This window comes from Micromonospora yangpuensis, assembly GCF_900091615.1.
Classification (GTDB): Bacteria; Actinomycetota; Actinomycetes; order Mycobacteriales; family Micromonosporaceae; genus Micromonospora; species Micromonospora yangpuensis.
Genome location: NZ_FMIA01000002.1, coordinates 2,612,038 through 2,632,688, shown reverse-complemented (window position 1 = coordinate 2,632,688; position 20,651 = coordinate 2,612,038). Strand labels below are relative to the sequence as shown.

General features: G+C 71.6%; 18 protein-coding genes and 1 pseudogene. 6 read left to right on the top strand and 13 right to left on the bottom strand.

What is annotated here, in order from left to right; all coding sequences use genetic code 11:
* Nucleotides 1-55 precede the first annotated feature (55 nt).
* The 7 genes from ruvB to dnaE all read right to left on the bottom strand — a co-directional run bounded on the left by ruvB (nucleotide 56) and on the right by dnaE (nucleotide 9,061).
* Complete coding sequence (ruvB, locus tag GA0070617_RS12020) at nucleotides 56-1,123, bottom strand: Holliday junction branch migration DNA helicase RuvB (RefSeq protein WP_091436530.1); 1,068 nt, start codon at nucleotides 1,121-1,123, stop codon at nucleotides 56-58.
* Nucleotides 1,120-1,722, bottom strand: coding sequence for a Holliday junction branch migration protein RuvA (gene ruvA / locus GA0070617_RS12015; protein ID WP_091436528.1), 603 nt, complete (start codon nucleotides 1,720-1,722; stop codon nucleotides 1,120-1,122). The genes ruvB and ruvA overlap by 4 nt, the downstream gene beginning before the upstream one ends.
* Nucleotides 1,719-2,246, bottom strand: a complete 528-nt coding sequence (ruvC, locus tag GA0070617_RS12010; protein WP_091436526.1) for a crossover junction endodeoxyribonuclease RuvC — start codon at nucleotides 2,244-2,246, stop codon at nucleotides 1,719-1,721. The genes ruvA and ruvC overlap by 4 nt, the downstream gene beginning before the upstream one ends.
* Before the next feature lie 159 nt (nucleotides 2,247-2,405).
* Nucleotides 2,406-3,467 (bottom strand): FAD-dependent monooxygenase, encoded by a 1,062-nt coding sequence (locus tag GA0070617_RS12005; RefSeq protein WP_091436523.1) that lies wholly within the window; start codon nucleotides 3,465-3,467, stop codon nucleotides 2,406-2,408.
* A gap of 171 nt (nucleotides 3,468-3,638) precedes the next feature.
* Nucleotides 3,639-4,235 carry a transcriptional regulator gene (locus tag GA0070617_RS12000; RefSeq protein WP_091446285.1) on the bottom strand — a complete coding sequence of 199 codons (597 nt, stop codon included), beginning with the start codon at nucleotides 4,233-4,235 and terminating at the stop codon, nucleotides 3,639-3,641.
* A gap of 126 nt (nucleotides 4,236-4,361) precedes the next feature.
* Nucleotides 4,362-5,399, bottom strand: a complete 1,038-nt coding sequence (locus GA0070617_RS11995) for an aminotransferase class V-fold PLP-dependent enzyme (protein WP_091436522.1) — start codon at nucleotides 5,397-5,399, stop codon at nucleotides 4,362-4,364.
* Between the two features lie 119 nt (nucleotides 5,400-5,518).
* Entirely contained in the window at nucleotides 5,519-9,061 is a 3,543-nt protein-coding gene (gene dnaE / locus GA0070617_RS11990) for a DNA polymerase III subunit alpha (RefSeq protein WP_091436520.1), read from the bottom strand.
* Between the two features lie 258 nt (nucleotides 9,062-9,319).
* Here dnaE and GA0070617_RS11985 point away from each other — a divergent pair, with 258 nt between their 5' ends.
* The 4 genes from GA0070617_RS11985 to GA0070617_RS11970 all read left to right on the top strand — a co-directional run bounded on the left by GA0070617_RS11985 (nucleotide 9,320) and on the right by GA0070617_RS11970 (nucleotide 12,654).
* Entirely contained in the window at nucleotides 9,320-9,928 is a 609-nt protein-coding gene (locus GA0070617_RS11985; protein WP_217628788.1) for a hypothetical protein, read from the top strand.
* Between the two features lie 3 nt (nucleotides 9,929-9,931).
* Nucleotides 9,932-10,984, top strand: coding sequence for a hypothetical protein (locus tag GA0070617_RS11980; protein ID WP_139135638.1), 1,053 nt, complete (start codon nucleotides 9,932-9,934; stop codon nucleotides 10,982-10,984).
* Nucleotides 10,985-11,147: 163 nt separating this feature from the next.
* Nucleotides 11,148-11,714 (top strand): hypothetical protein, encoded by a 567-nt coding sequence (locus GA0070617_RS11975; protein ID WP_091446282.1) that lies wholly within the window; start codon nucleotides 11,148-11,150, stop codon nucleotides 11,712-11,714.
* 199 nt (nucleotides 11,715-11,913) lie between these two features.
* A complete protein-coding gene (locus GA0070617_RS11970; protein WP_268239676.1) occupies nucleotides 11,914-12,654 on the top strand; it encodes a response regulator transcription factor in 741 nt (246 codons plus the stop codon).
* A 121-nt stretch (nucleotides 12,655-12,775) separates the two neighbouring features.
* Here GA0070617_RS11970 and GA0070617_RS11965 read toward each other — a convergent pair whose 3' ends face one another.
* Genes GA0070617_RS11965 through GA0070617_RS11955 form a run of 3 tightly spaced genes read right to left on the bottom strand, consistent with a single transcriptional unit; the run spans nucleotide 12,776 to nucleotide 16,028 of the window.
* Nucleotides 12,776-14,569, bottom strand: a complete 1,794-nt coding sequence (locus tag GA0070617_RS11965; protein ID WP_091436510.1) for a carbohydrate-binding domain-containing protein — start codon at nucleotides 14,567-14,569, stop codon at nucleotides 12,776-12,778.
* A 38-nt stretch (nucleotides 14,570-14,607) separates the two neighbouring features.
* On the bottom strand, nucleotides 14,608-15,441 hold the full coding sequence (locus GA0070617_RS11960) for a polyphosphate polymerase domain-containing protein (RefSeq protein WP_091436508.1): 834 nt from the start codon (nucleotides 15,439-15,441) through the stop codon (nucleotides 14,608-14,610).
* Nucleotides 15,438-16,028 carry a DUF4956 domain-containing protein gene (locus GA0070617_RS11955; RefSeq protein WP_091436505.1) on the bottom strand — a complete coding sequence of 197 codons (591 nt, stop codon included), beginning with the start codon at nucleotides 16,026-16,028 and terminating at the stop codon, nucleotides 15,438-15,440. The genes GA0070617_RS11960 and GA0070617_RS11955 overlap by 4 nt, the downstream gene beginning before the upstream one ends.
* Nucleotides 16,029-16,470: 442 nt before the next feature.
* Here GA0070617_RS11955 and GA0070617_RS11950 point away from each other — a divergent pair, with 442 nt between their 5' ends.
* Nucleotides 16,471-16,659, top strand: a complete 189-nt coding sequence (locus GA0070617_RS11950) for a hypothetical protein (protein WP_091436503.1) — start codon at nucleotides 16,471-16,473, stop codon at nucleotides 16,657-16,659.
* Here GA0070617_RS11950 and GA0070617_RS11945 read toward each other — a convergent pair.
* Nucleotides 16,601-17,430: pseudogene (locus GA0070617_RS11945) on the bottom strand (helix-turn-helix domain-containing protein). The gene GA0070617_RS11950 and the pseudogene GA0070617_RS11945 sit on opposite strands and share 59 nt — an antisense overlap.
* 219 nt (nucleotides 17,431-17,649) lie before the next feature.
* On the opposite strand from GA0070617_RS11945, the gene GA0070617_RS30525 reads away from it, so the two are divergent.
* Entirely contained in the window at nucleotides 17,650-17,802 is a 153-nt protein-coding gene (locus GA0070617_RS30525) for a hypothetical protein (RefSeq protein WP_175440504.1), read from the top strand.
* Between the two features lie 69 nt (nucleotides 17,803-17,871).
* On the opposite strand, the gene GA0070617_RS31030 is transcribed toward GA0070617_RS30525, so the two are convergent.
* Together GA0070617_RS31030 and GA0070617_RS11935 are read right to left on the bottom strand one after the other, a co-directional pair.
* Complete coding sequence (locus GA0070617_RS31030; RefSeq protein WP_139135637.1) at nucleotides 17,872-18,867, bottom strand: hypothetical protein; 996 nt, start codon at nucleotides 18,865-18,867, stop codon at nucleotides 17,872-17,874.
* Between the two features lie 135 nt (nucleotides 18,868-19,002).
* A complete protein-coding gene (locus GA0070617_RS11935; protein ID WP_091436499.1) occupies nucleotides 19,003-20,589 on the bottom strand; it encodes an MDR family MFS transporter in 1,587 nt (528 codons plus the stop codon).
* Nucleotides 20,590-20,651 lie beyond the last annotated feature (62 nt).

Genomic DNA, 20,651 nt, shown 5'->3' with positions numbered 1-20,651 from the left:
GCGAGTCTAGTCCCTGCACCTGGGAACGCCGAATGCGACACAGATCACGAACGGATCACGGCTCATCCGGCGCGCCGGAGAACAGGTCGGGCACGGCGGGCAACTCGGTGGCAAATGTACCATTCGGTGGGATACGGCCGAGATGGTGCCAGGCGGCCTCGGTGGCGACCCGGCCCCGGGGCGTCCGGGCCAACAGGCCGGCCCGGACCAGGAACGGCTCGCAGACCTCCTCGACCGTGTCCGGCTGCTCCCCCACCGCCACGGCCAGGGTGGAGAGCCCGACCGGACCGCCCCGGAACGACTCGACAAGCGCGGTCAACACCGCTTTGTCCAGCCGGTCCAGGCCGAGCGCGTCGACGTCGTACACGGTGAGCGCGGCGCGGGCGGTCTCCACGGTGACCACGCCGTCGGCCCGGACCTCGGCGAAGTCGCGCACCCGGCGCAGCAGCCGGTTGGCGATCCGGGGGGTGCCCCGGGACCGGCCGGCGATCTCGGCCGCGCCGTCGTCGGTGATCGGCACCCCCAGGATCCGCGCCGAGCGGTGCAGCAGCGCCTCCAGATCGGCCGGGGAGTAGAAGTCCAGGTGCGCGACGAAGCCGAACCGGTCCCGCATCGGGCCGGTCAACAGGCCCGACCGGGTGGTCGCGCCGACCAGGGTGAACGGCTCCACGTCCAGCGGGATCGCGGTGGCCCCCGGCCCCTTGCCGACCACCACGTCGACCCGGAAGTCCTCCATCGCGCTGTAGAGCAGCTCCTCCGCCGGGCGGGCGATCCGGTGAATCTCGTCGATGAAGAGCACGTCGCCCTCGGCCAGGCCGGTCAGGATGGCGGCGAGGTCCCCGGAGCGTTCGATGGCCGGGCCGCTGGTCACCCGGATCCCGGTGCCCAGCTCGGCGGCGACGATGTTGGCAAGCGAGGTCTTGCCCAGCCCCGGCGGCCCGGAGAGCAGGATGTGGTCCGGTGGGGAACCCCGGCGCATGGCCCCCTGCAGCAGCAGGTCGAGCTGGTCGCGGACCCGGTGCTGGGCGATGAACTCGGCCAGCCGTCGGGGCCGGACGCTGACCTCCGCGTCGCGCTCGGCGTCGGTGGCGTACGCCGAGATCAGCCCCTCGGTCTCGCTCATCGGGTCCGGCCCAGCAGCCGGATGGCCTGCCGGAGCAGCACCGGCACCGGCGGCGGCGGACCCTCGACGGTCTCGGCCACCGCGGCCACCGCCTGGTCGGCCTGGCCGGCCGTCCAGCCGAGCCCGACCAGGGCCTGACGGACCTGCTCGGGCCAGGCCCCGGCGGTCACCCCGGCCGCGCCGTCGGTGCCCACCGGCACCGGGCCGATCCGGTCCCGCAGCTCCAGCACCAGACGCTCGGCGCCCTTCTTGCCGATCCCCGGCACCCGGGTCAGCGCGCCGATGTCGGCGTTGGCCACGGCCCGGCGCACCTCCTCGGGGGAGTGCACGGCGAGCACCGCCTGGGCCAGCCGGGGGCCGACCCCGCTGGCGGTCTGGAGCAGCTCGAACAGCGCCTTGGCGTCGTCGTCGGCGAAGCCGTACAGGGTGAGCGAGTCCTCCCGGACCACCAGGCTGGTGGCCAACCGGGCCGGCGCGCCCACCCGCAGCTCGGCCAGCGTGCCGGGGGCGCACTGGACGGCCAGCCCGATCCCGCCCACCTCCACCACCGCGTGGTCCGGACCGGTCGCGGTCACCGTGCCGCGTACGCTGGCGATCATCTTGCTCCTCCTCGTCGTGCCCGCTGCGCCGCCGCCGCCAGCCGGGACCGCGTGCCACCCCGCCAGACGTGGCAGATGGCCAGCGCCAGGGCATCGGCGGCGTCCGCCGGCCGGGGCGGCTCGGCCAACCGCAGCAGCCGGGTCACCATGGCGGTCATCTGCTGCTTGTCGGCCTGACCGGAACCGGTCACCGCGGCCTTGACCTCGCTCGGGGTGTACGTCTGCACCGGCAACCCGGCCCGCGCACCGGCCAGCACGGCGATCCCACTGGCCTGCGCGGTGCCCATCACCGTCCGGACGTTGTGCTGGCTGAACACCCGCTCCACGGCCACCGCGTCCGGCCGGTGCTCGGCGACCAGGTCGGTCAGGCAGCGGTCCAGGTGCAGCAGGCGGTTCGGCAGCTCGTCGTCCGGATCGGTGCGCACCACGTGGTAGGCGACCAGCGTGCAGGGCCGGCCCGGCACCCCCTCCACCACGCCGACCCCACACCGGGTAAGCCCCGGGTCGACGCCGAGCACCCGCACGCCGCCTCCTCCCCGAACCGCCAGCAGTACGTGTGTTCGACACCCTACTGGGCGGCGGGTCAGCCCGGTTCCGGGGACACGCCGACCCGTTCGGGCTCGGCCAGGCCGAACGGGGCCGAACCGGACGCGCCGAGCACCGGACCGGTCGCGGCGGGCGGGTCAGCCGGGCGGGCCGGCGGCCAGGGCCAGCCGCAGCAGACCGTCGCGCAGCCGGGTGGCGTGCCGGACCTGACCGAGCCGACCGGCCCGCCTCGCCAGCACCGCCATCCGCTGCGTCGGTGGTCGCCGGCTCTGGTCGTACGCCCGCAGGCCGGCGGCCACCTCCACGCCGGCACCGAGGCACTCGGCCAGTGACACCGCGTCGATCAGCGCCTGGCAGGCGCCCTGCCCCAGGTCGGGGGTCATGGCGTGGGCGGCGTCGCCGAGCAGCGCGACCCGGCCACCGACGTAACTCGGCAGCGGGGTGAGGTCGTGCACGTCGTGCCGGAGCACCTCGTCCGGGGTCATCGCGTCCAGCAGCCGGGGCACCGGGTCGTGCCAGTCGCCGAAGAGCCGGCGCAGTTCGGCGAGGTCACCGGCGGCGGGTCGCCAGCCGGGCGGGGCGGTGCGCACCGCGTACCAGTTGGTCCGGCCCGGTCCTTCGGGGGTGACGCCGAACTTCGTGCCCCGCCCCCAGGTCTCGCCGCCCACGGCGACCTCCACCGGGGCCACCCCACGCCAGGCCACGGTGCCGGTGTGCCGCAGCGGGTACCGGTCGCCGTACAGCCCGGCCCGGACCACGCTGCGCAGCCCGTCGGCACCGACCACCAGGTCGTATCGGTCGGTGAGCCCGGCGAGGTCGGTCACCGGGGTGCCGAACCGGACGACACCGTCGGGCAGCGCCTCGGCGAGCACGGCGAGCAGCGCCGGTCGGGTGATCAGGTGCACGGTCTCGCCGTACCGGCGGATCAGCTTGCGCATGTCCATGCTGGCGATCCGGCTGCCGTCGGGGCGACGGAACTCCCCGCCGAGCTGCGGTCGTCCCCGCCGACGCGCCTGCTCCCCCACGCCGAGCGCACCGAGAGCGCGCAGCGCGGCGGGCCAGATGCCGAGGCCGGTGCCGGTCACCGGCAGTCCGGTGGCGCGCTCCAGAACGGTCACCTGCCAACCGGCCCGCCGCAGACCGATCGCCGCCGCCAGCCCACCGATACCCCCACCGACCACCACCGCTCGCCTGTCCACGATCGACAGGCTACGAGGTGGCGGCCGTCGGCTGGGACCGGCGGGCCGCCGTCGGGGCGTACCGCGGCTGGTCGCCCCCGGGGTCGACGCGCCCGCCCGCCCGGGGCTCAGCAGGCCCGGACGGCGGGGACCAGGCCGCTCAGCAGGCCCGGACGGCGGGGACCAGGCCGCTCAGCAGGCCCGGACGGCGGGGACCAGGCCGCTCAGCAGGGTGATCGGGGCGGGCAGCGCCTCGATCCAGCCCGGTCCGGCGGCCAGCACCCGCACCGACGGAAACTCCCGGGCGAAGCGGATCAGCCGGTACGCCCGGCCGGTCACCGGTGTCTGCGACCAGACCACCACGGTGTGCGGGCGGGCCCGCTGCACCGCGCCGGCCAGCGCCACCCAGGGCAGCGCCGGGCCGAGCAGCAGACAACCCCGTCCCTGTTCCCGCAGGGCCGCGGCGAGCGCGTGCAACCCGAGGCAGTGCAGCTCCTGTTCGGCACCGGCCAGCAGCACCCCGTCGGGCGGGTACGGCCGTCGGGACAGTCGCCGGTGCACGTCCAGACCGACGCGTACCCCCTCGGAGAGGGCGTGTTCGACGGCGATCTCGCTGGCCGCCCAGCCGGACAGCGCCCCCAGCACCGGCACGCACACCTGATCCCAGAGCGGTGCCACCCCGGACTCCTCGGCCAGCTCACCGACGATGCCGGCGATCCGGTTGGGGTCCAGGTCCTCGGCGGCTGCCCAGAGCCGCTTGTGGGCCGTCTCGACCAGGTCGGCTGGCATCGGATCGGTCCGCACGACGTCCCCCCGGGTAGGCGATCACTACCCGGGAGTTCGCTCGTACTCCCGTTTTTGGATGCGCCCGGCCCGCGGTGCCGCCCGCCCCGCGCGCGGGTGGCGGGGTGGCCGTCAGTCGAGCAGGGCGGTCAGGGCCAGGTCCACGTCGTCCGGGGTGCTGTAGAGGTGGAACGAGGCCCGGACCCGGCCGGCCCGGACCGCCGCCCGGACCCCGGCGCGGGCCAGCCGCTGCTCGGCGCCGGGCACGTCGACGGTGACGATCGCGCTGTCCCCCGCCGGGCGGCCCAGTCCGGCGCGGAACCGGTTGGCCAGTGCCACGTTGTGCTCCCGCACGGCCGGGATGCCGACCTCGGCCAGCAGCTCCAGGGCGGGGGCCGCGCCGACCAGGCTGAACCAGGCCGGGGAGATGTCGAAGCGCCGGGCGTCGTCGGCCAGCCGCAGCGGCGGCCCGTAGTAGGAGTCGTGCGGGTCCGGCCCGGCGAACCAGCCCGCGGCGTCGGGTCGCAGCCGCTCGCGCAGCTCGGGGGCCAGGTAGCCGAAGCCGACCCCGCGCGGCGCCATCAGCCACTTGTACCCCCCGACCACCACCGCGTCGGCCCGGGTCGCGTCGAACGGCAGCCAGCCACAGGCCTGCGTGGCGTCCACCACCACCCACGCGTCGTACGCCCGGGCGGCGGCCACGATCCGGTCGAGGTCGGCCACGCTGCCGTCGGCGGACTGCACCAGGCTGAACGCGACCAGGTAGGTGTCGGCGTCGATCTCCTCGGCGAGCCGGCCGGCGTCGACGGTACGCACCCGCACCCCGCGCTCGGCCTGCACCAGCCACGGGAAGAGGTTGGAGGTGAACTCCTGCTCGGGGACCAGGACGGTGGCCCCGGCGGGCAGCGCGGCGGCGATCGGGGCCAGCATCTGCGACACGGTGGCGCCGGTCGTCACGTCCTCGGCGGGTGCCCCGACCAGGTCGGCGAAGGCGACCCGGGCCCGTTGGGTCGACTCCCCCCAGCCCCGCCAGGAGACCCGGCCCACCCGCCAGTCGGCCAGCGCCTCCTGCAGGGCCGTCCAGGCCGGTTCGGGCGGCAACCCGTAGCTGGCCGTGTCCAGCCAACCCGGTTCGGGTCGCCACAACTGCTGTGCCTTCGCCAACTCCATGCCGCTGACGCTAGTCAGGCGCGGACCCACCGGGGAGCGCCAATCGGCAGGTGGTGGCCGCTGCACCCCGGGCCACCGCCGGACCGGACGGGCCGCCGGCCGGCCCGGCCGACGTCCGCTCAGCTCACGGCGGCCGGGCCGAGCACGCTCTTCAGGTCACCCATCAGCGCGGTGGTGGCCGCGACCCGGAACGGCCCGAGCCGCAGGGTGGTGGTCCGACCGCCGTTGAGCAGCTTGACGTGCACCTCGGTGTCGCCGGGGTGCAGCACCAGGGTCTCCTTGAGCCGTTCCACCAGCGGCGGCGTGCACCTGTGCACCGGGATGGTGAGGGTGACCGGCTTGTTGGCCGGGTTGCTGGTCACGTCCGGCATCGACATGTCCATCGCCATGATCCGGGGCGTGTCGTCCCGGCGGTCCACCCGCCCCTTGACCACCACGATCGCGTCCTCGGCGATGTACTGGCCGATCACCTCGTAGGTGTTGGGGAAGAACAGCGCCTCCACCCCGCCGGCCAGGTCCTCCAGGGTGGCCGAGGCCCAGGCCCGGCCCTGCTTGGTGACCCGGCGCTGCACCCCGGAGAGGATGCCGGCCAGGGTGACCACCGCGCCGTCGGGCACCACGCCCTCCTCGCTGAGCGCGGCGATGGTGGTGTCGGCCGCCGCGCCGAGCACCCGTTCCAGGCCGAACAGCGGGTGGTCGGAGACGTAGAGGCCGAGCATCTCGCGTTCGAAGGCGAGCTTGTCCCGCTTGTCCCACTCGCTGTCGCCGATGATCGGCATCACCGTGGTGCTGCTGGTTCCCGCGCCGGCGTCGGCGTCGCCGAAGCCGGCGCCGAAGAGGTCGTACTGGCCGACCGCCTCCTTGCGCTTGACGTCGGCGTACGCGTCGATCGCGTCGGCGTGCACCGCGAGCAGCCCCTTGCGCGGGTGCCCCAGCACGTCGAACGCGCCGGCCTTGATGAGCGATTCGATCGTCTTCTTGTTGCAGACCACCGCGTCGACCTTGCTCAGGAAGTCGTAGAAGTCGGCGTACTCGCCCTTCTCCTCGCGGCACCGCATGATCGCGGCGACCACGTTCGCGCCGACGTTGCGCACCGCGCCGAGGCCGAAGCGGATCTCCTTGCCGACCGGGGTGAACGGCCCGGCGGAGGTGTTCACGTCCGGCGGCAGCACCTGGATGCGCATCCGCCGGCACTCCGACAGGTACAGCGCCATCTTGTCCTTGTCGTCACCGACGGAGGTCAGCAGCGCCGCCATGTACTCGGCCGGGTAGTGCGCCTTCAGGTACGCCGTCCAGTACGACACCAGCCCGTACGCCGCCGAGTGCGCCTTGTTGAAGGCGTACCCGGCGAACGGGACCAGCACGTCCCAGACCTTCTGGATGGCCTCGTCGGAGTAGCCGTGTTCCCGGCAGCCGTCCCGGAACGGGATGAACTCCTTGTCCAGGATCTCCTTCTTCTTCTTGCCCATCGCCCGGCGCAGCAGGTCGGCCTGGCCGAGGGTGTACCCGGCGAGGATCTGCGCGGCGCGCTGCACCTGCTCCTGGTAGACGATCAGGCCGTAGGTGGGGGCGAGGATCTCCCGCAGCGGCTCCTCCAGCTCCGGGTGGATCGGGGTGATCTCCTGGAGGCCGTTCTTGCGCAGCGCGTAGTTGGTGTGCGAGTCCACGCCCATCGGGCCGGGCCGGTAGAGCGCCAGGACGGCGGAGATGTCCTCGAAGTTGTCCGGCTTCATCATCCGCAGCAGCGACCGCATCGGCCCGCCGTCGAGCTGGAACACGCCGAGCGTGTCGCCCCGGGCCAGCAGCTCGTAGGCGGGCTTGTCGTCCAGCGGCAGGGCGAGCAGGTCCAGCTCCCGGCCGTGGTTGAGGCCGATGTTCTTCACCGCGTCGTCGATGATGGTCAGGTTGCGCAGGCCGAGGAAGTCCATCTTCAACAGCCCGAGCGACTCACACGTCGGGTAGTCGAACTGGGTGATGATCACCCCGTCGGAGTCCCGGCGCATCAGCGGGATGTGCTCGATGATCGGCTCGGCGGACATGATCACGCCGGCGGCGTGCACACCGGTCTGCCGGATCAGCCCCTCGATGCCCCGGGCGGTGTCGATCACCTTCTTGACGTCCTGCTCGGCCTCGTACATGCCGCGGATCTCACCGGCCTCGGCGTACCGGGGGTGCTTGGTGTCGAAGATCCCTTCCAGCGGGATGTCCTTGCCCATCACCGCCGGGGGCATCGCCTTGGTGATCCGGTCGCCTACCGCGTACGGGTAGCCGAGCACCCGGGCCGAGTCCTTGATCGCGGCCTTGGCCTTGATCGTGCCGAAGGTGGCGATCTGGGCGACCTTGTCCTCACCCCACTTGTCGGTGACGTACTTGATCACCTCACCGCGCCGACGCTCGTCGAAGTCGATGTCGACATCCGGCATCGAGACCCGCTCGGGGTTGAGGAACCGCTCGAAGATCAGCCCGTGCGGGATCGGGTCCAGGTCGGTGATGCCCAGGGCGTACGCGACCAGCGAGCCGGCCGCCGAGCCCCGCCCGGGACCGACCGCGATGCCCTGGCTCTTGGCCCACTGGATGAAGTCGGCGACCACGAGGAAGTACGACGGGAACCCCATCTGGTTGATGACGCCCAGCTCGTACTCGGCCTGCACGACGTGCCCCTCGGGGATGCCGCCGGGGTAACGCCGACCGAGCCCCTTGAAGGTCTCCTTGCGGAACCAGGACTCCTCGGTCTCCCCCTCGGGCACCGGGAACCGGGGCATCAGGTTGTGGAACTCGAACATCCCGGCCGGGTCGACCTTCTCGGCCACCAGCAGGGTGTTGCGGCAGCCGTCCTGCCACAGCTCGGAGTTGTCCACCGCGCGCATCTGGTCGGCGGACTTGACGAAGTAGCCGCCGCCCTCGAAGCGGAACCGGTTCGGGTCGTCGATGTTGCTGCCGGTCTGCACGCAGAGCAGCACGTCGTGCGCGGTGGCCTGGGCCTCGTGGGTGTAGTGCGAGTCGTTGGTGACCACCGGCGGGATGCCGAGCTTCTGGCCGATCTCGGTGAGCCCCTCACGGACCCGGCGCTCGATGTCGAGACCGTGGTCCATGATCTCCAGGAAGTAGTTCTCCTTGCCGAAGATGTCCTGGTACGCCGAGGCCACCTTGAGCGCCTCGTCGAACTGGCCCAGCCGCAGCCGGGTCTGCACCGCCCCCGACGGGCAGCCGGTGGTGGCGATGATCCCCTGGGCGTGCTCGGCGATCAACTCCATGTCCATCCGGGGCCACTTGACGTAGTGGCCCTCCATGGAGGCGCGCGAGTTGAGGGTGAACAGGTTCTGCAGGCCGGCCTTGTCCGCCGCCCACATGGTCATGTGGGTGATCGCGCCGTTACCGGAGACGTCGTCGCTCTTCTGCTCCGGCCGGCCCCACTTGACCCGTTTCTTGTGGTAGCGCGACTCCGGCGCGACGTACGCCTCGACGCCCAGGATCGGCTTGACCCCGGCGGCCATGGCCTGCTTGTAGAAGTCGTTCGCGCCGTGCATGTTGCCGTGGTCGGTGATCGCCACCGCCGGCATGCCCAGCCGCTTGGCCTCGGCGAAGAGGTCCTTGAGCCGGGCCGCCCCGTCGAGCATCGAGTACTCGGTGTGCACGTGCAGATGCGCGAACGAATCGCCCATGCGTGGCGTCCCCCCGGATCGTGATCATGGGTTGGTCAAGGCCGACGGCCCACCCTACCGAGATCGACTGGCGGCCGGCGACGAGCCACGCGGACTGCTGCCCGGACGTCACCTTCAGTCATCCGGTCGGGCCCGCGGCAAGCACTACGACCTGGATATTCACCCAGTGGTGTGACTAAACCGGACAAAAAGGGCTTAACGCCTACGTGATTCCTAGTCTGAGCCGGCAGCGATCACCGACCCAGGAGGTACAAGCCAGTGAAGAGACGACTCACGTCGATGGCACTCATCGGCACGGCCGCAGTGATGGTGGCCGGGGTGCTCACCGCGACGCCCGCGTACGCGGGCACCTGTCTGGAGACCATCGAGTGTGACACGACGGTCACCTTCGACGTCACCGCGGGGGCGTTGCAGATCACCGTGCCGGACGGCCCCGTGGCGCTGACCAACAACGGCGCGCCCGGCGGCTACGCGTACGGCCAGCTCGGCGCGGTGACCGTCGACGACCTGCGGGCCAGCGCCACCCCGAGCTGGACCGCCACGGTCAGCAGCACCAGCTTCATCACCGGCACCGGCGCCGACCCGGGTACGAGCATCCCGGCCAGCGCCGTCTACTACTGCTCGGGCGACGCCACCGCGACCGAGGGCAGCGGCACCTTCGTCCCGGGCCAGCCGGGCACCTGCAGCCCGCCGCCCCCGCCGGACGGAGACGCCCTGACGGCTCCCGTCACCGCGTTCAGCCACACCGTGGTGGCCACCGAGACGGGGAACAACTCGGCGACCTGGGACCCGTTGCTTACCGTCGCCATCCCCATCACCGCCATCGCCGGCACGTTCACCGGCACGATCACCCACACGGTCGCCTGATCGATGATCCCGGCGAAACAGTCGCGATGGCGTACGCCCCTGGTGTCGCTCGTCGTCCTGCTGTTCCTCGCCGTCACCGGTGTCCCGGTCGCCGCCGAAGGCGACCGGGACACCGGTGACAAGCAGGGGAAGTCGGACGGCAGCATCGGCATCCAGTTGTTGGAGGCGTCGGCCGACCGGCACGACGACCCGCGCGCCAAGGTGTACATCGTGGACCACATGAAGCCCGGCACCGAGATGACCCGACGCTTCGCGGTGACCAACACCTCCCCTCGACCCCAGCGGATCACCATGTCGGTAGGCACCGCCGAGATCCGGGACAACAAGTTCGTGCCGTCGACCGACCCGCAGGTCAACGAGTTGCCCGAGTGGGTCCGGATCGACCAGCCCGCTTTCGTCGCGCCACCGCACAGCACCACCACGCTGCGCGCGACGGTGAAGATCCCGCCCTCGGCGCCGCGCGGCGAACGCTACGGGGTGATCTGGGCCTCGGTCGCCAGCGCGGCGCCCGACCCGGAGCACGGCAACGTGCAGAAGATCAACCGGACGGGCATCCGGCTCTACCTCGACGTCGGCCCCGGCGGTGACCCGCCGTCGGACTTCGAGATCGACAAGCTCGTTCCGGGGCGTACCGAGGAGGGGTTGCCGATCGTCCGGGCCACGGTGCGCAACACCGGGGAACGGGCCCTGGACCTCTCCGGCAGGCTGTGGCTCTCCGACGGACCGGGTGGACTCTCCGCCGGGCCGTTCGGTGTCACCGTCGGCACCACCGTCGCCCCCGGCGGCACCGCACACGCCGAGGTGCGACTGGACCGGCAGCTACCCAACGGCCCCTGGCAGGCCCGGCTCCGGCTGGAGAGCGGACGGATCCACCGCGAGTTCACCGGTGAGATCACCTTCCCCGACGAGAACGGCTCCTGGGGTCTGCCCGCCACCCTGTCGGACCGGCTGCCGGTGCTCGTCGCACTGCTCGGCGCGCTCACCCTCGCGGCCGGGATGTGGCTGGTCGTCGCGGTACGCCGGGCCCGGTCCCGGGTGGACCGGTTCGCCGTCTGAGACCACACCGGACGGCATGACATCGACGGTGATGGTCGGTCGGTCCGATCTCGGACTCTGTGGGACCGCTCCGGACGCAGCGCGTCTAGCCTGCGGGGACACCGTCCTCCCACCGCCGGTCCGGCCGGGCCGGCGGTTTCTCCGATCACCGGAGGTGATCACCATGACGCGTCCCACCGCCCGCGTCGCCGTCGCCGTCCTGGCCGCCGTCGGCCTCCTGGCCGTCCCGGTCGGCGCTCCCGCACCGGCCCAGGCCGGCCCACCCGCCGGGGTACGGGCCGAGCAGACCCAGATCCTCAGCGTCGGCGGCGCCGGCCCGTTCCGCATCGACGCCAGCCTGACCACGTTGTCCGCCGCCGGCCTGATCGACTCGACCGCACCCGGCGGCTGCGACGACGTGGTGATCGCCGGGGTGACCGGCAGCTGGGCCGGCAAGATCCTGCTCACCTTCCGCGCCGGCCGCCTGGTGGCGATCGGCACCGCCACCAACCCGCCCCACTCACCCGCCGGGGCGGGGGTCGGTGACTCCTTCGCCGACCTGGCGCAGACCTACGGCACCCGCGGCGCACTGATCAGCAACGACGCCGGCACCGCCACGGCCTACCTGGTTCGGTACGGCCCCCGGGTCGAGCTGTTCACCGGCCACCCGATCCGGCCGGGCGTCGGCTACTTCCAGGTCGGCCCGGCCTCCTTCGTCGAGCGGAGCTTCCGCCAGGGCACACCCTGCTGATCCACGTCCGGTAGGCCTTCGCCGGGTCTACCGCGGCCCGACCGCCTCCGACTGCTCCCGGAGGCGGCCGGTCGACCGCAGCTTCCCCCATGGCCAGGCCTGCCGACCGCCTCCGGTCGCCACGCGGTTGACAGCTCACGCACAGCTGACACACAGGAGGCTCCCGTAGGCACACCTCATGCATATCGATGCTCATTGCTTGAATGGTCGATCGCCGGCACCGCCGGACCGGGCCCTGGCCGCCCGCATCCTGGTGGTCGACAACGAGCCGGGCATCGCTGCTCTGCTCGCCTCCACCCTCCGGATGGTCGCGTACGAGACGCGGGTGGTGAGCACCGGACGGGCAGCGCTGACGGCGGCGGAGGAGTTCGATCCGCATCTGGTCGTACTCGACGTGGTCCTGCCCGACCTGGATGGTTTCGAGGTGGCGCACCTGCTCTGGGCGACCGGGCGGCAGGTGCCGGTGCTCTTCCTCAGCGCCCGCGCCAGCGTCGAGGACCGGATCACCGGGCTGGCCCTCGGTGCCGACGACTACGTGGCCAAGCCGTTCAACCTGGCGGAGGTGATCCTGCGGATCCGGGCCATCCTGACCCGCAGCCGCCCGGACCTGTCGTCCGTCGCGGGCTCCCGACTGCTCGCCTACGCCGACCTCGAACTGGACGAGAGCACCCACGAGGTACGCCGAGGCAACCGGCTCGTGGCGCTCTCCCCCACCGAGTTCCGCCTGCTGCGGTACCTGCTGGTGCACGCCGAGTCGGTGGTCAGCAAGGCGCAGATCCTCAACCACGTCTGGCGATACGACTTCGGCGGCAACGGCCGGATCGTCGAGTCCTACGTCCACTCGCTACGCCGCAAGCTGGACGGGCTCGGCCCCGCCCTGATCCAGACCGTGCGCGGAGCCGGCTACACCCTACGGGTGGTGGAGCGGGGAGACCGATGAGTCCATGACGACGGGCACCGCGGTCCGCCGACCACCTGGGCGCAAGGGTCGTCCAGGGCCCCCGAGGAGGAGGCCCTGGATCCCGAAGGCGGCTACCCGGGGCTACTGCCCTCTGCGCTGGTCAGGGGCGCGGCCCACCACCGGTACGTTGACCGGCGACCACCGTGGAGTGCAGCGTCCCGGAGAGGGTGCCGCCGAGGTACGTTCCGCCACCGACCGCCGTACCCGAGACGCTGCCGCCGGTGTAGACCCGGTAGCTGGCGCCCCGGGTGATCTGGTTGCTGGTGAGGACGACCTCCTGGAACCGCTTCTCGGCCCGGAAGGTCGCAAGCTGCGTACCGGAGGTGGTGGCCAGGTGCACGATGGTGCCGACCGCCTGCACGGCGCTGAACCGCACCGACACCCAGCCCTGGCCGCTCGTCGGCAGGGTGACGGTGGAGGCGCTGAGCCCGGAGGAGAGCATCGTGCCGCCCGTGAAGGTGGCGGCGCCGTTGGAGTCCAGGCCGCCTTCGCCACCGCCCCGGGTGGGTGACCCGCTCACCACCACCGTGCCACCTGACAGGGTGAAGGTGCCGTTCGAGTCCAGCCCGTCGGTGCCACCGCTGGCCACCAGCGTGCCGCCCGAGATCCGGATCCACGCGTTCGGGGCGATCACGAACTCGTTGAGGCCCTCCTCCACCGCGTTGACCGCGTCGTCGGTGGCGGTCACGTTGACCGTTCCCCCGGTCACCGACACCTTCAACGCCTCCAGTGCCTCGTACGAACGGCTGACGGTGACCGAACCGGCGGCGACGGTCAGGGTCGAGCCGGCCTTGAGGCCGTCGTCACCGGTGGCCACCGTCACGGTGCCGCCGTCAACGGTCAACGCCCCGTCCGAGTGGACCCCGTCGTCGGAGGAGTCGACGGTGACCCGCCCCTCACTGACCACGAGCAGCGTTCCGGCCTTGATTCCCTTGGTGGAGGAGCTGCCGACCGGGACGCTGCTGCCGCCGCCGGCCCGCACTCCGAGCACACCGCCCCAGACGACCACGTCGCTGGCCGCGTCGACGCCGTCCCCGCTCGCGGTCACCGTCACGGTCCCGTTGGCGACGGCGACGTAGCCTGCCGCGGCGGTGCCGTCCTCATCGGACTTGAGCCCGTCCCCGCCGGCGGTGACGGTGACCGTGCCACCCTCGACCAGCAGGTAGTCCTTGCCTCGGATGCCGTCGTCGAGAGCGTTCACGACGATCGTCCCACCGGTGACCACCAGGCCGTCCTTGCTGGCGATTCCGTCGTATGCGTTGCCCCGCACGTCCAGCGTGCCGGTGCCGGCGATCGTCAGATTGGCCTTGCTGAACAGGGCCGCGTTGGGCTCGTCCACCGTCGGGTCGGGGTAGACGTAGCTACTGGCGTCGCTGAGCCGGTTGGTGGTACCTGCGGCCAGGACCACCATCACCTCACCAGCGGCATCGACCTGCAGCGCGGCCCCGGTGGAGTTGTTCACCGTGACGCCGGCCAGGATCAGTCGGACCATCCCCGTCCCGGTCGCGTTCACCACGATCCGACCGTTGGTGAGCGTGCCGGTGAACTGGTAGGTGCCTGCCGTGGTCACCGTGACCACCGCGCCGCTGACGCTGATGCCGGGGCCAGCGGAGGTGGCGGAGCCGCCGGTCAGCGTCACGGGCACGACGGATCCGCTGTTCCAGTTGTGATCAGCGGGATCGTCGTGGTCCGCCTGGTTGGCGGCCATGGCCTGGGCAGCGGCGGGACCGGCCGCGAGCAGTCCCACGTCGGCGGGACCGGCAGCTACCGCCTGCGGGACGCCGGCCCAGAGGGCAGTCGCGGTCGCGGCGACGATCGCCAGGCCCGCGCGGCCGGCAGTCCGGGCCGGAGCACGGCGTCCGCCGTCGGGGCCCGGTCTCGGGGAGAGTCTCATCTGTCCATCCTGTCTGTCGTGAGCTGACGGTCGATCCGTCAGCCGAGTGGGAGTCGCGACTGCTCCGCCGGCCGATCGAACAGCTCACCCAGCTGCGTGGCACCCGCGGTGGGCACGAAGTGTCGCCGGAGAATGCGCCGCCACCGGGCGGCGGGCAGATCGGGGTGGAGTGCGGCCAGACCCGTGGCGTACTTGGAGACCGCCACCGGACGGTGGCCGTTACGCCAGAGCAGCCGGTCGACGGGGGAAACGGCGGAGGCGGTCTTCGTCTCCACGATCGCGAGGTCGGGCAGGTCCAGTCGACGGCCGGACTCGTCCTCCCAGGACAGCCCCACGTCGACGGTCGCCCGGCTCCCGCCCGTGGGCAGGTAGAGCGTGGTGCGTAGGTACCGGGTGACAAGTGTCGGTGCGAACGTCAGGGCCCGCCCGTCCGTGACGGGGCCGAGCACCCCGTCGACGAAGGACCGCCCGGGAGACAGCACGGTGCTGTCGTCGCGACGGTACGGGACCCGTTCCTTGACCGTGCCGCCACGAACGCCCTCGGTCTTCACCTCCAACCAGCAGTGGCCGGAGTCGAGGTAGGTCCGCGTCCTGACCTTGAACCGGCGGCGGCGTCGGTGCGCGGTGAGTCGAAAGCTGACCAGGTCGGGAGTGTCGAAGTAGACAGACTCGTAGCGGAAGGTCCGCAGACCGTCGATCGTCAGTACCTGGCCGACCGGCTGCAGTGCGGTAAGTAGCCTCGGCACCTCGGCGAGGGGTACCAGATACTTGCGGTCGACCCGGGTCTGCAGCGCCGCCCGTTCCGTCAGCTCCGCGAGACCTATCGGCAGAAAACCGGTCAGGGCACCCGTACAGCTCGATATCGCGATCATCGACCGGCTCCGACCTCGACGGCGCGTCGGGCAGTCGCGGCCGAGGCTGGCTGCGAGTACCGCACGTCGACGACCGTGGTGTCGTTGACCAGATCGAGCCGTTCGACGTTGGCGGCGTAGACCCGCGCGCCAAGCAACTGTTCCAGGTGCGCGGTGAGGGCGATCGGATCGGTGAAGGCGGTGTCGAGCACCAGCAGATGTCGCCGATGTCGGCGCAGCATGCGGGGATGGTCCCCGATGTACATCACCGCCAGGATCAGCCCGGTCAGCGCGGCGACCACCCAGAGCGAGGTACCGGCAAGTGGGCCGAGGATGCCCAGGGCGAGCGCGGAGAAGTAGTACGCGACCTCGTGCTGGTCCAACTCGGTGGAGCGCAGGCGAATGATCGACAGCACACCGAACAGTCCCAACCCGAGGCCGGCGCCGACCGTGCTGTTGCTCAGCGAGGTGGCGACGGCGAAAACACCCACGTTGACCCCGAGGTAGGCCACCACGAGATCCCGCCGCCGGTGCCGGGGTAGGTACATCCCGAAGACGAGCAGGCTCACAGCGATCAGGTTTATCCCGACCAGCACCAAACGTGACATAACGGCTCCTCCAGGCGCCCATGCGGCTCTGACCGGTGAACAGGGTCCGAAGCGGCGGCGAACAATCGCCGAACATCGATGGATAACAGTAGGCTGGCGCACCCCACCATGGGGCGCCTGAAACCTCAGAGTTCGCTCAGAGGATCTGACAGAAGGTGACCTGTGGAGCCACACTCCGTCACAGCACCGGAAGGCAGGTCGAGGGCGACACCTCGGGGCGAGTTCGGCATCAGGCCGTGTTAGGTACGACCGGCGAGCATGCATTCGGACGGCCAGGGCGTGCAGCCGCTCCCGTTCGGCGGTGGCAGCACGCCGGGCGGCGCCGGCCGCGGTGCCGCCGCGGCCCGCTGTCCGCCGGGGACAGCCGAACGTGAAAGTGGTTTCGCAACGGGGGTAGTTTCGACCCTCGCACCCATCCCTCACCCGTGCGAGGTGCCCGATCATGTCCTCTGTCGAAGAGATCACCGGCGAACTGCGTACCCTGCTGACCGGCGTCGAACGGGCGCAGAGCCTCACCGCCGCCGCCGACCACCAGGCCCAGGAGACCGCCGCCCGCGCCGCCGCCACCGGCTTCACCGCCGTCGCCGCCGGCATCGCCCGGGTACGCTCCGCTCCTTCGCCAGAGCCGTGATCAACTCACCGGACTCGTCCTCATCCAACACCCGCTCGACCAGCCCGCGCCAGATGTCCTCGTAGGTCTCGATCTCGTGCGGCCGGTCCAGGTAGACCGCCCCACAGGGACCGTCCATGTACACCGTCGACGGTTCCTGCGCCCGGACGTTCTCCGCAGGGAAGTCGAACAGTACGAACGGCGGCGCGGCCGACCAACGAGGCAGTCCGGCGGCGAGCGGCAGCACCCGGAGTTGGACGTTGTGCTGCCGTCCGGTGACTACCAGGGCGTCCAACTGCCGGGCCATGGCGTTCAGGTCCCGCAGTGGCCGACGGAGCGCCGCCTCGTTCAGGATCACCTCAAGGCGCGGTGCCACCGGCACCACACGGCCAACAACCGCTGCCGGCGTAGGCGCACGTCCACCCGGCCCGCTCGGTCCTGCTCACTCATCGTCGGATGATCGGTGGCGATCACCTCGGTCATGTACTCGACCGTCTGGAGCAGACCCGGAATCACACTGACCTCGTACTGCCGGATCACGCTGGCGGCGGCTTCGAGGCCGACGTACAGGCGGAACCAGTCCTTGATCACGTTGTCGTAGCTGTGCCACCAGCCCTTGGCCCGGGTCTCCCCGGCCAGGGCGCGCAGCCGCTCGGTGGTCTCCGGGTCGGCCCCGTAGAGCCGGCACATCGCGTCGATGTCGTTGTCGTTGGGGTGCATCGGCACCTGGCCGCTCTCGTACCGCCAGATCCGGGGGCCGGACCACTCCAGGGCCTTGGCCGCCGCCGTCACCGTCACGTACGCGTTCTCCCGCAGCTCGCGCAGGTATCTGCCGAGTTGCCGCCGTGGCACCGTGCTGCTGCGTCTGCGGGGGCTGCGGTGGAGCGGCTGCCCGGACCGGCACCTTCCGGTGCCGGTCGAGCCGTCCGGCGTACCCGGTCGGAGTCTCCTGCGGACGGCGATCCGGCTGGTCGGCGGCGGGCCTCGGCGCGGCCGGGCACGGTGACCGGGGTGCGGCGAGCGACGGACACGGGGGTGTCGGTGGCGGTGTTGCGGCGGCACGTGGCGGCCCGGCCGACCTGGCGGTGCCGGGTCTGTGCCGCGCCGGCGGAGTTGTTCCGGCGGTTCGTCGGGTGGGCCCGCCGGCACCGCGACAGCACCTGAACGGCGCGGTGGGCCCCGGGCGGTTCGCCCGGGGCCCACTCAGGTCGACTCAGGGTCGACCGCTGGCCGTCACGTCTCGATGGATCGGCGTCGGCGGATGATGGTCAGGACGGTGACGCCGGCCAGGACCATCCCGGTGCCGACTCCGAGGGTCCAGAACAGACCGGAGGCACTGTCGCCGGTCACCGGCAGGTGCGGATGCCTGGTCGGGTGCGGGTAGGTCGGCGAGACCGTCGGGGAGACCGTCGGCTGCGTCGGCGAGACCGTGGGCGACACCGTCGGGGAGGCCGTGGGCTGGGTCGGCGAGGCGGTCGGGGTGACCGTCGGCGAGGCCGTGGGCTGGGTCGGGGTGGCGGTCGGCGAGGTCGGCGCCAACGGCCGCTCGCACGCCGCCTCGGCCAGGATCACCGTACCGACCGGGATGTCCAGGACCTGACCCCCGACGATCGTCCCGGTCAGCTGGATGCTGGCCTGCACGGCGACGGCGGCGGCGGTGTCGGCGGTGACCGCCTCGACGCTGGTCAGGGTGACGGTCAGGCTGGCCTCGGTCAGCCCGGGGACGGTCACCGCGGCGCTCGCGGTCACCCCCGGGGTGTTCGGCACCAGCACGACGGGCGTGCCGAACAGGTTCAGTCCGACGACGGTGGTGTCGGCGGTGAGGGTGCCTACCTGCGGGCAGTTCACCGCGGCGGTGATCAGCTCCGCGTCGACCACCGGCACCCCCAGCACGCCGAGGGCCAGCGCGGCGATGTCGGCGTTGGCCGACGATGCGGTCGGACCCCGGGTGGCGCTGACCTCCACCACGGTGCCGCTGGCGGTCACCCCGACGGCTCCGGGGATCGTCACGGCCAGGCCGGTGGTGGTATCGGTGCCCCCACCGGGCGGAGCCGTGGCGCTGCCGATGGTCGCGTTGGCGCTGATGACAGTCGTCCCGAGGACGCTGGCGGAGAGATCGACCACCACGCCCCGCGCGCTCGCGTCACCCGGTGCCGCCACGGCGGGACCGCCGGTCGCCAGAGCGACGAAGCCCGCGAATCCCGTGCCCGCGACGACCACTGTCGCCACCGATGCGATTCGTCTTCCCAGTTTCACGCTGTCGCCTCTTGTCCGTCTCGCCTCCCGACGGTCGGGAGGGGTCACATCGACCCGAGACTAAACGGACTTAAGGTAACAAAAACCCCATATCGCTATAAAACTCGATCAGTGGACGAAGGTCACGGGTGACGACGCCTCCTGCTGGGCCCGCTCGTCGCCGCTTACCTCGTGCAGCGGCTTCTCCCGGATGAAGACCACCGCGACCAGGGCGAGGAAGGCGATCGGTGCGCCGATCAGGAACAGCTCCGAGGTGGCCGTGGCGTACGCGTCGCGGACCACCGCCAGGACCGGGGCGGGCAGCGCGGAGAGGTCGGGCACCTCGGTGGTGCCGCCCCCGGCGGCCCCGGCGGCCGGGCCGAGCTGCTCGGTCATCAGGCCGGTCACCCGGTTGGCCAGCACCGCGCCGAGGGCGCTCACCCCGATCGCGCCGCCCATGCTGCGGAAGAAGGTCAGCACCGAGGTCGCCGCGCCCAACTCGTGGGCGGGCACGTCGTTCTGCGCGGCGAGGACCAGGTTCTGCATCAGCATGCCCACGCCGGTGCCGAGCACCACCATGTAGAGCGAGAGCAGCGGTACGCCGGTCTCGGCGTCGATGGTGCTCAGCAACAGCATGCCGACGGTCATCACGGCCGCGCCGGCCACCAGGTAGATCTTCCACCGGCCGAACTTGGTGATGAGCTGACCGGCGACGGTCGAGGAGACCAGCAGGCCGAGAATCATCGGCAGGCTCATCAGCCCGGCGACGGTGGGCGACTTACCCAGCGAGGTCTGGAAGTACTGCGACAGGAAGACCGTGCCGCCGAAGAGCGCGACGCCGACCAGGACGCTGGCCACGGTGGTCAGGGTGACGGTGCGACTGCGGAAGATCTTGAGCGGGATGATCGGCTCGGCGACCTTCGACTCGACCCACACCGCCAGTGCCAGCAGCACCAGGCCGCCGACGACCATCAGCGCGGTCCAGCCCGAGGCCCAGGCGAAGCGGTGTCCGGCCAACGAGGACCAGACCAGCAGGGTGGAGACGCCCGCGGTGATCAGCGCCGCGCCCCACCAGTCGATCTTCGCCTTGCGGCGGACCACCGGCAGGTGCAGGGTGCGCTGCAGCAACGCGATGGAGACGATGCTGAACGGTACGCCGATCAGGAAGCACCAGCGCCAGCCCAGCCAGGAGGTGTCCACCAGGACCCCACCGATCAGCGGGCCGGCGATGGTGCCGACGCCGAAGACCGCGCCGAAGATGCCGGCGTACCGGCCCAGCTCCCGGGGCGGGATCATGGCCGCCATCACGATCATCGCCAGGGCGGTCATGCCGCCCGCGCCGATGCCCTGCACGACCCGGCTGACCAGCAGGATCTCCACGTTGGGGGTGAGTCCGGCGATCAGCGAGCCGAGCACGAACAGGCCGAGCGAGAGCTGGATGAGCAGCTTCTTGCTGTAGAGGTCGGCCATCTTGCCCCACAGCGGCACGGTGGCCGTCATCGCCAGCAGCTCGGTGGTGACGATCCAGGTGTAGACGGTCTGGCTGCCGTTGAGGTCGGCGATGATGCGCGGCAGCGCGTTGGCCACCACCGTCGAGGCGAGGATCGCCACGAACAGGCCCACCATCAGACCGGAGAGGGCCTGCAGCACCTCTCGCTGGGACATTCGGCCGGGACCCACCTTGAGTGGCTCCACCGGCACGGCGGATGCGGTCATCGTCGATTCCTCACACGATCAGTGCGCACTCCGACGCGGTCGCGCCGGGTGTTCGGGACAGG

What these genes read in the sequence shown, in the direction of transcription:
- ruvA (WP_091436528.1), bottom strand. Translation starts at nt 1,722, where the DNA reads ATGATCGCCAGCGTACGCGGCACGGTGACCGCGACCGGTCCGGACCAC.
- GA0070617_RS11960 (WP_091436508.1), bottom strand. Translation starts at nt 15,441, where the DNA reads ATGATCGCGATATCGAGCTGTACGGGTGCCCTGACCGGTTTTCTGCCG.
- ruvB (WP_091436530.1), bottom strand. Translation starts at nt 1,123, where the DNA reads ATGAGCGAGACCGAGGGGCTGATCTCGGCGTACGCCACCGACGCCGAG.
- GA0070617_RS11965 (WP_091436510.1), bottom strand. Translation starts at nt 14,569, where the DNA reads ATGAGACTCTCCCCGAGACCGGGCCCCGACGGCGGACGCCGTGCTCCG.
- GA0070617_RS11995 (WP_091436522.1), bottom strand. Translation starts at nt 5,399, where the DNA reads ATGGAGTTGGCGAAGGCACAGCAGTTGTGGCGACCCGAACCGGGTTGG.
- GA0070617_RS11975 (WP_091446282.1), top strand. Translation starts at nt 11,148, where the DNA reads ATGACGCGTCCCACCGCCCGCGTCGCCGTCGCCGTCCTGGCCGCCGTC.
- GA0070617_RS11935 (WP_091436499.1), bottom strand. Translation starts at nt 20,589, where the DNA reads ATGACCGCATCCGCCGTGCCGGTGGAGCCACTCAAGGTGGGTCCCGGC.
- GA0070617_RS11980 (WP_139135638.1), top strand. Translation starts at nt 9,932, where the DNA reads ATGATCCCGGCGAAACAGTCGCGATGGCGTACGCCCCTGGTGTCGCTC.
- dnaE (WP_091436520.1), bottom strand. Translation starts at nt 9,061, where the DNA reads ATGGGCGATTCGTTCGCGCATCTGCACGTGCACACCGAGTACTCGATG.
- GA0070617_RS12000 (WP_091446285.1), bottom strand. Translation starts at nt 4,235, where the DNA reads ATGCCAGCCGACCTGGTCGAGACGGCCCACAAGCGGCTCTGGGCAGCC.
- GA0070617_RS11955 (WP_091436505.1), bottom strand. Translation starts at nt 16,028, where the DNA reads ATGTCACGTTTGGTGCTGGTCGGGATAAACCTGATCGCTGTGAGCCTG.
- GA0070617_RS11950 (WP_091436503.1), top strand. Translation starts at nt 16,471, where the DNA reads ATGTCCTCTGTCGAAGAGATCACCGGCGAACTGCGTACCCTGCTGACC.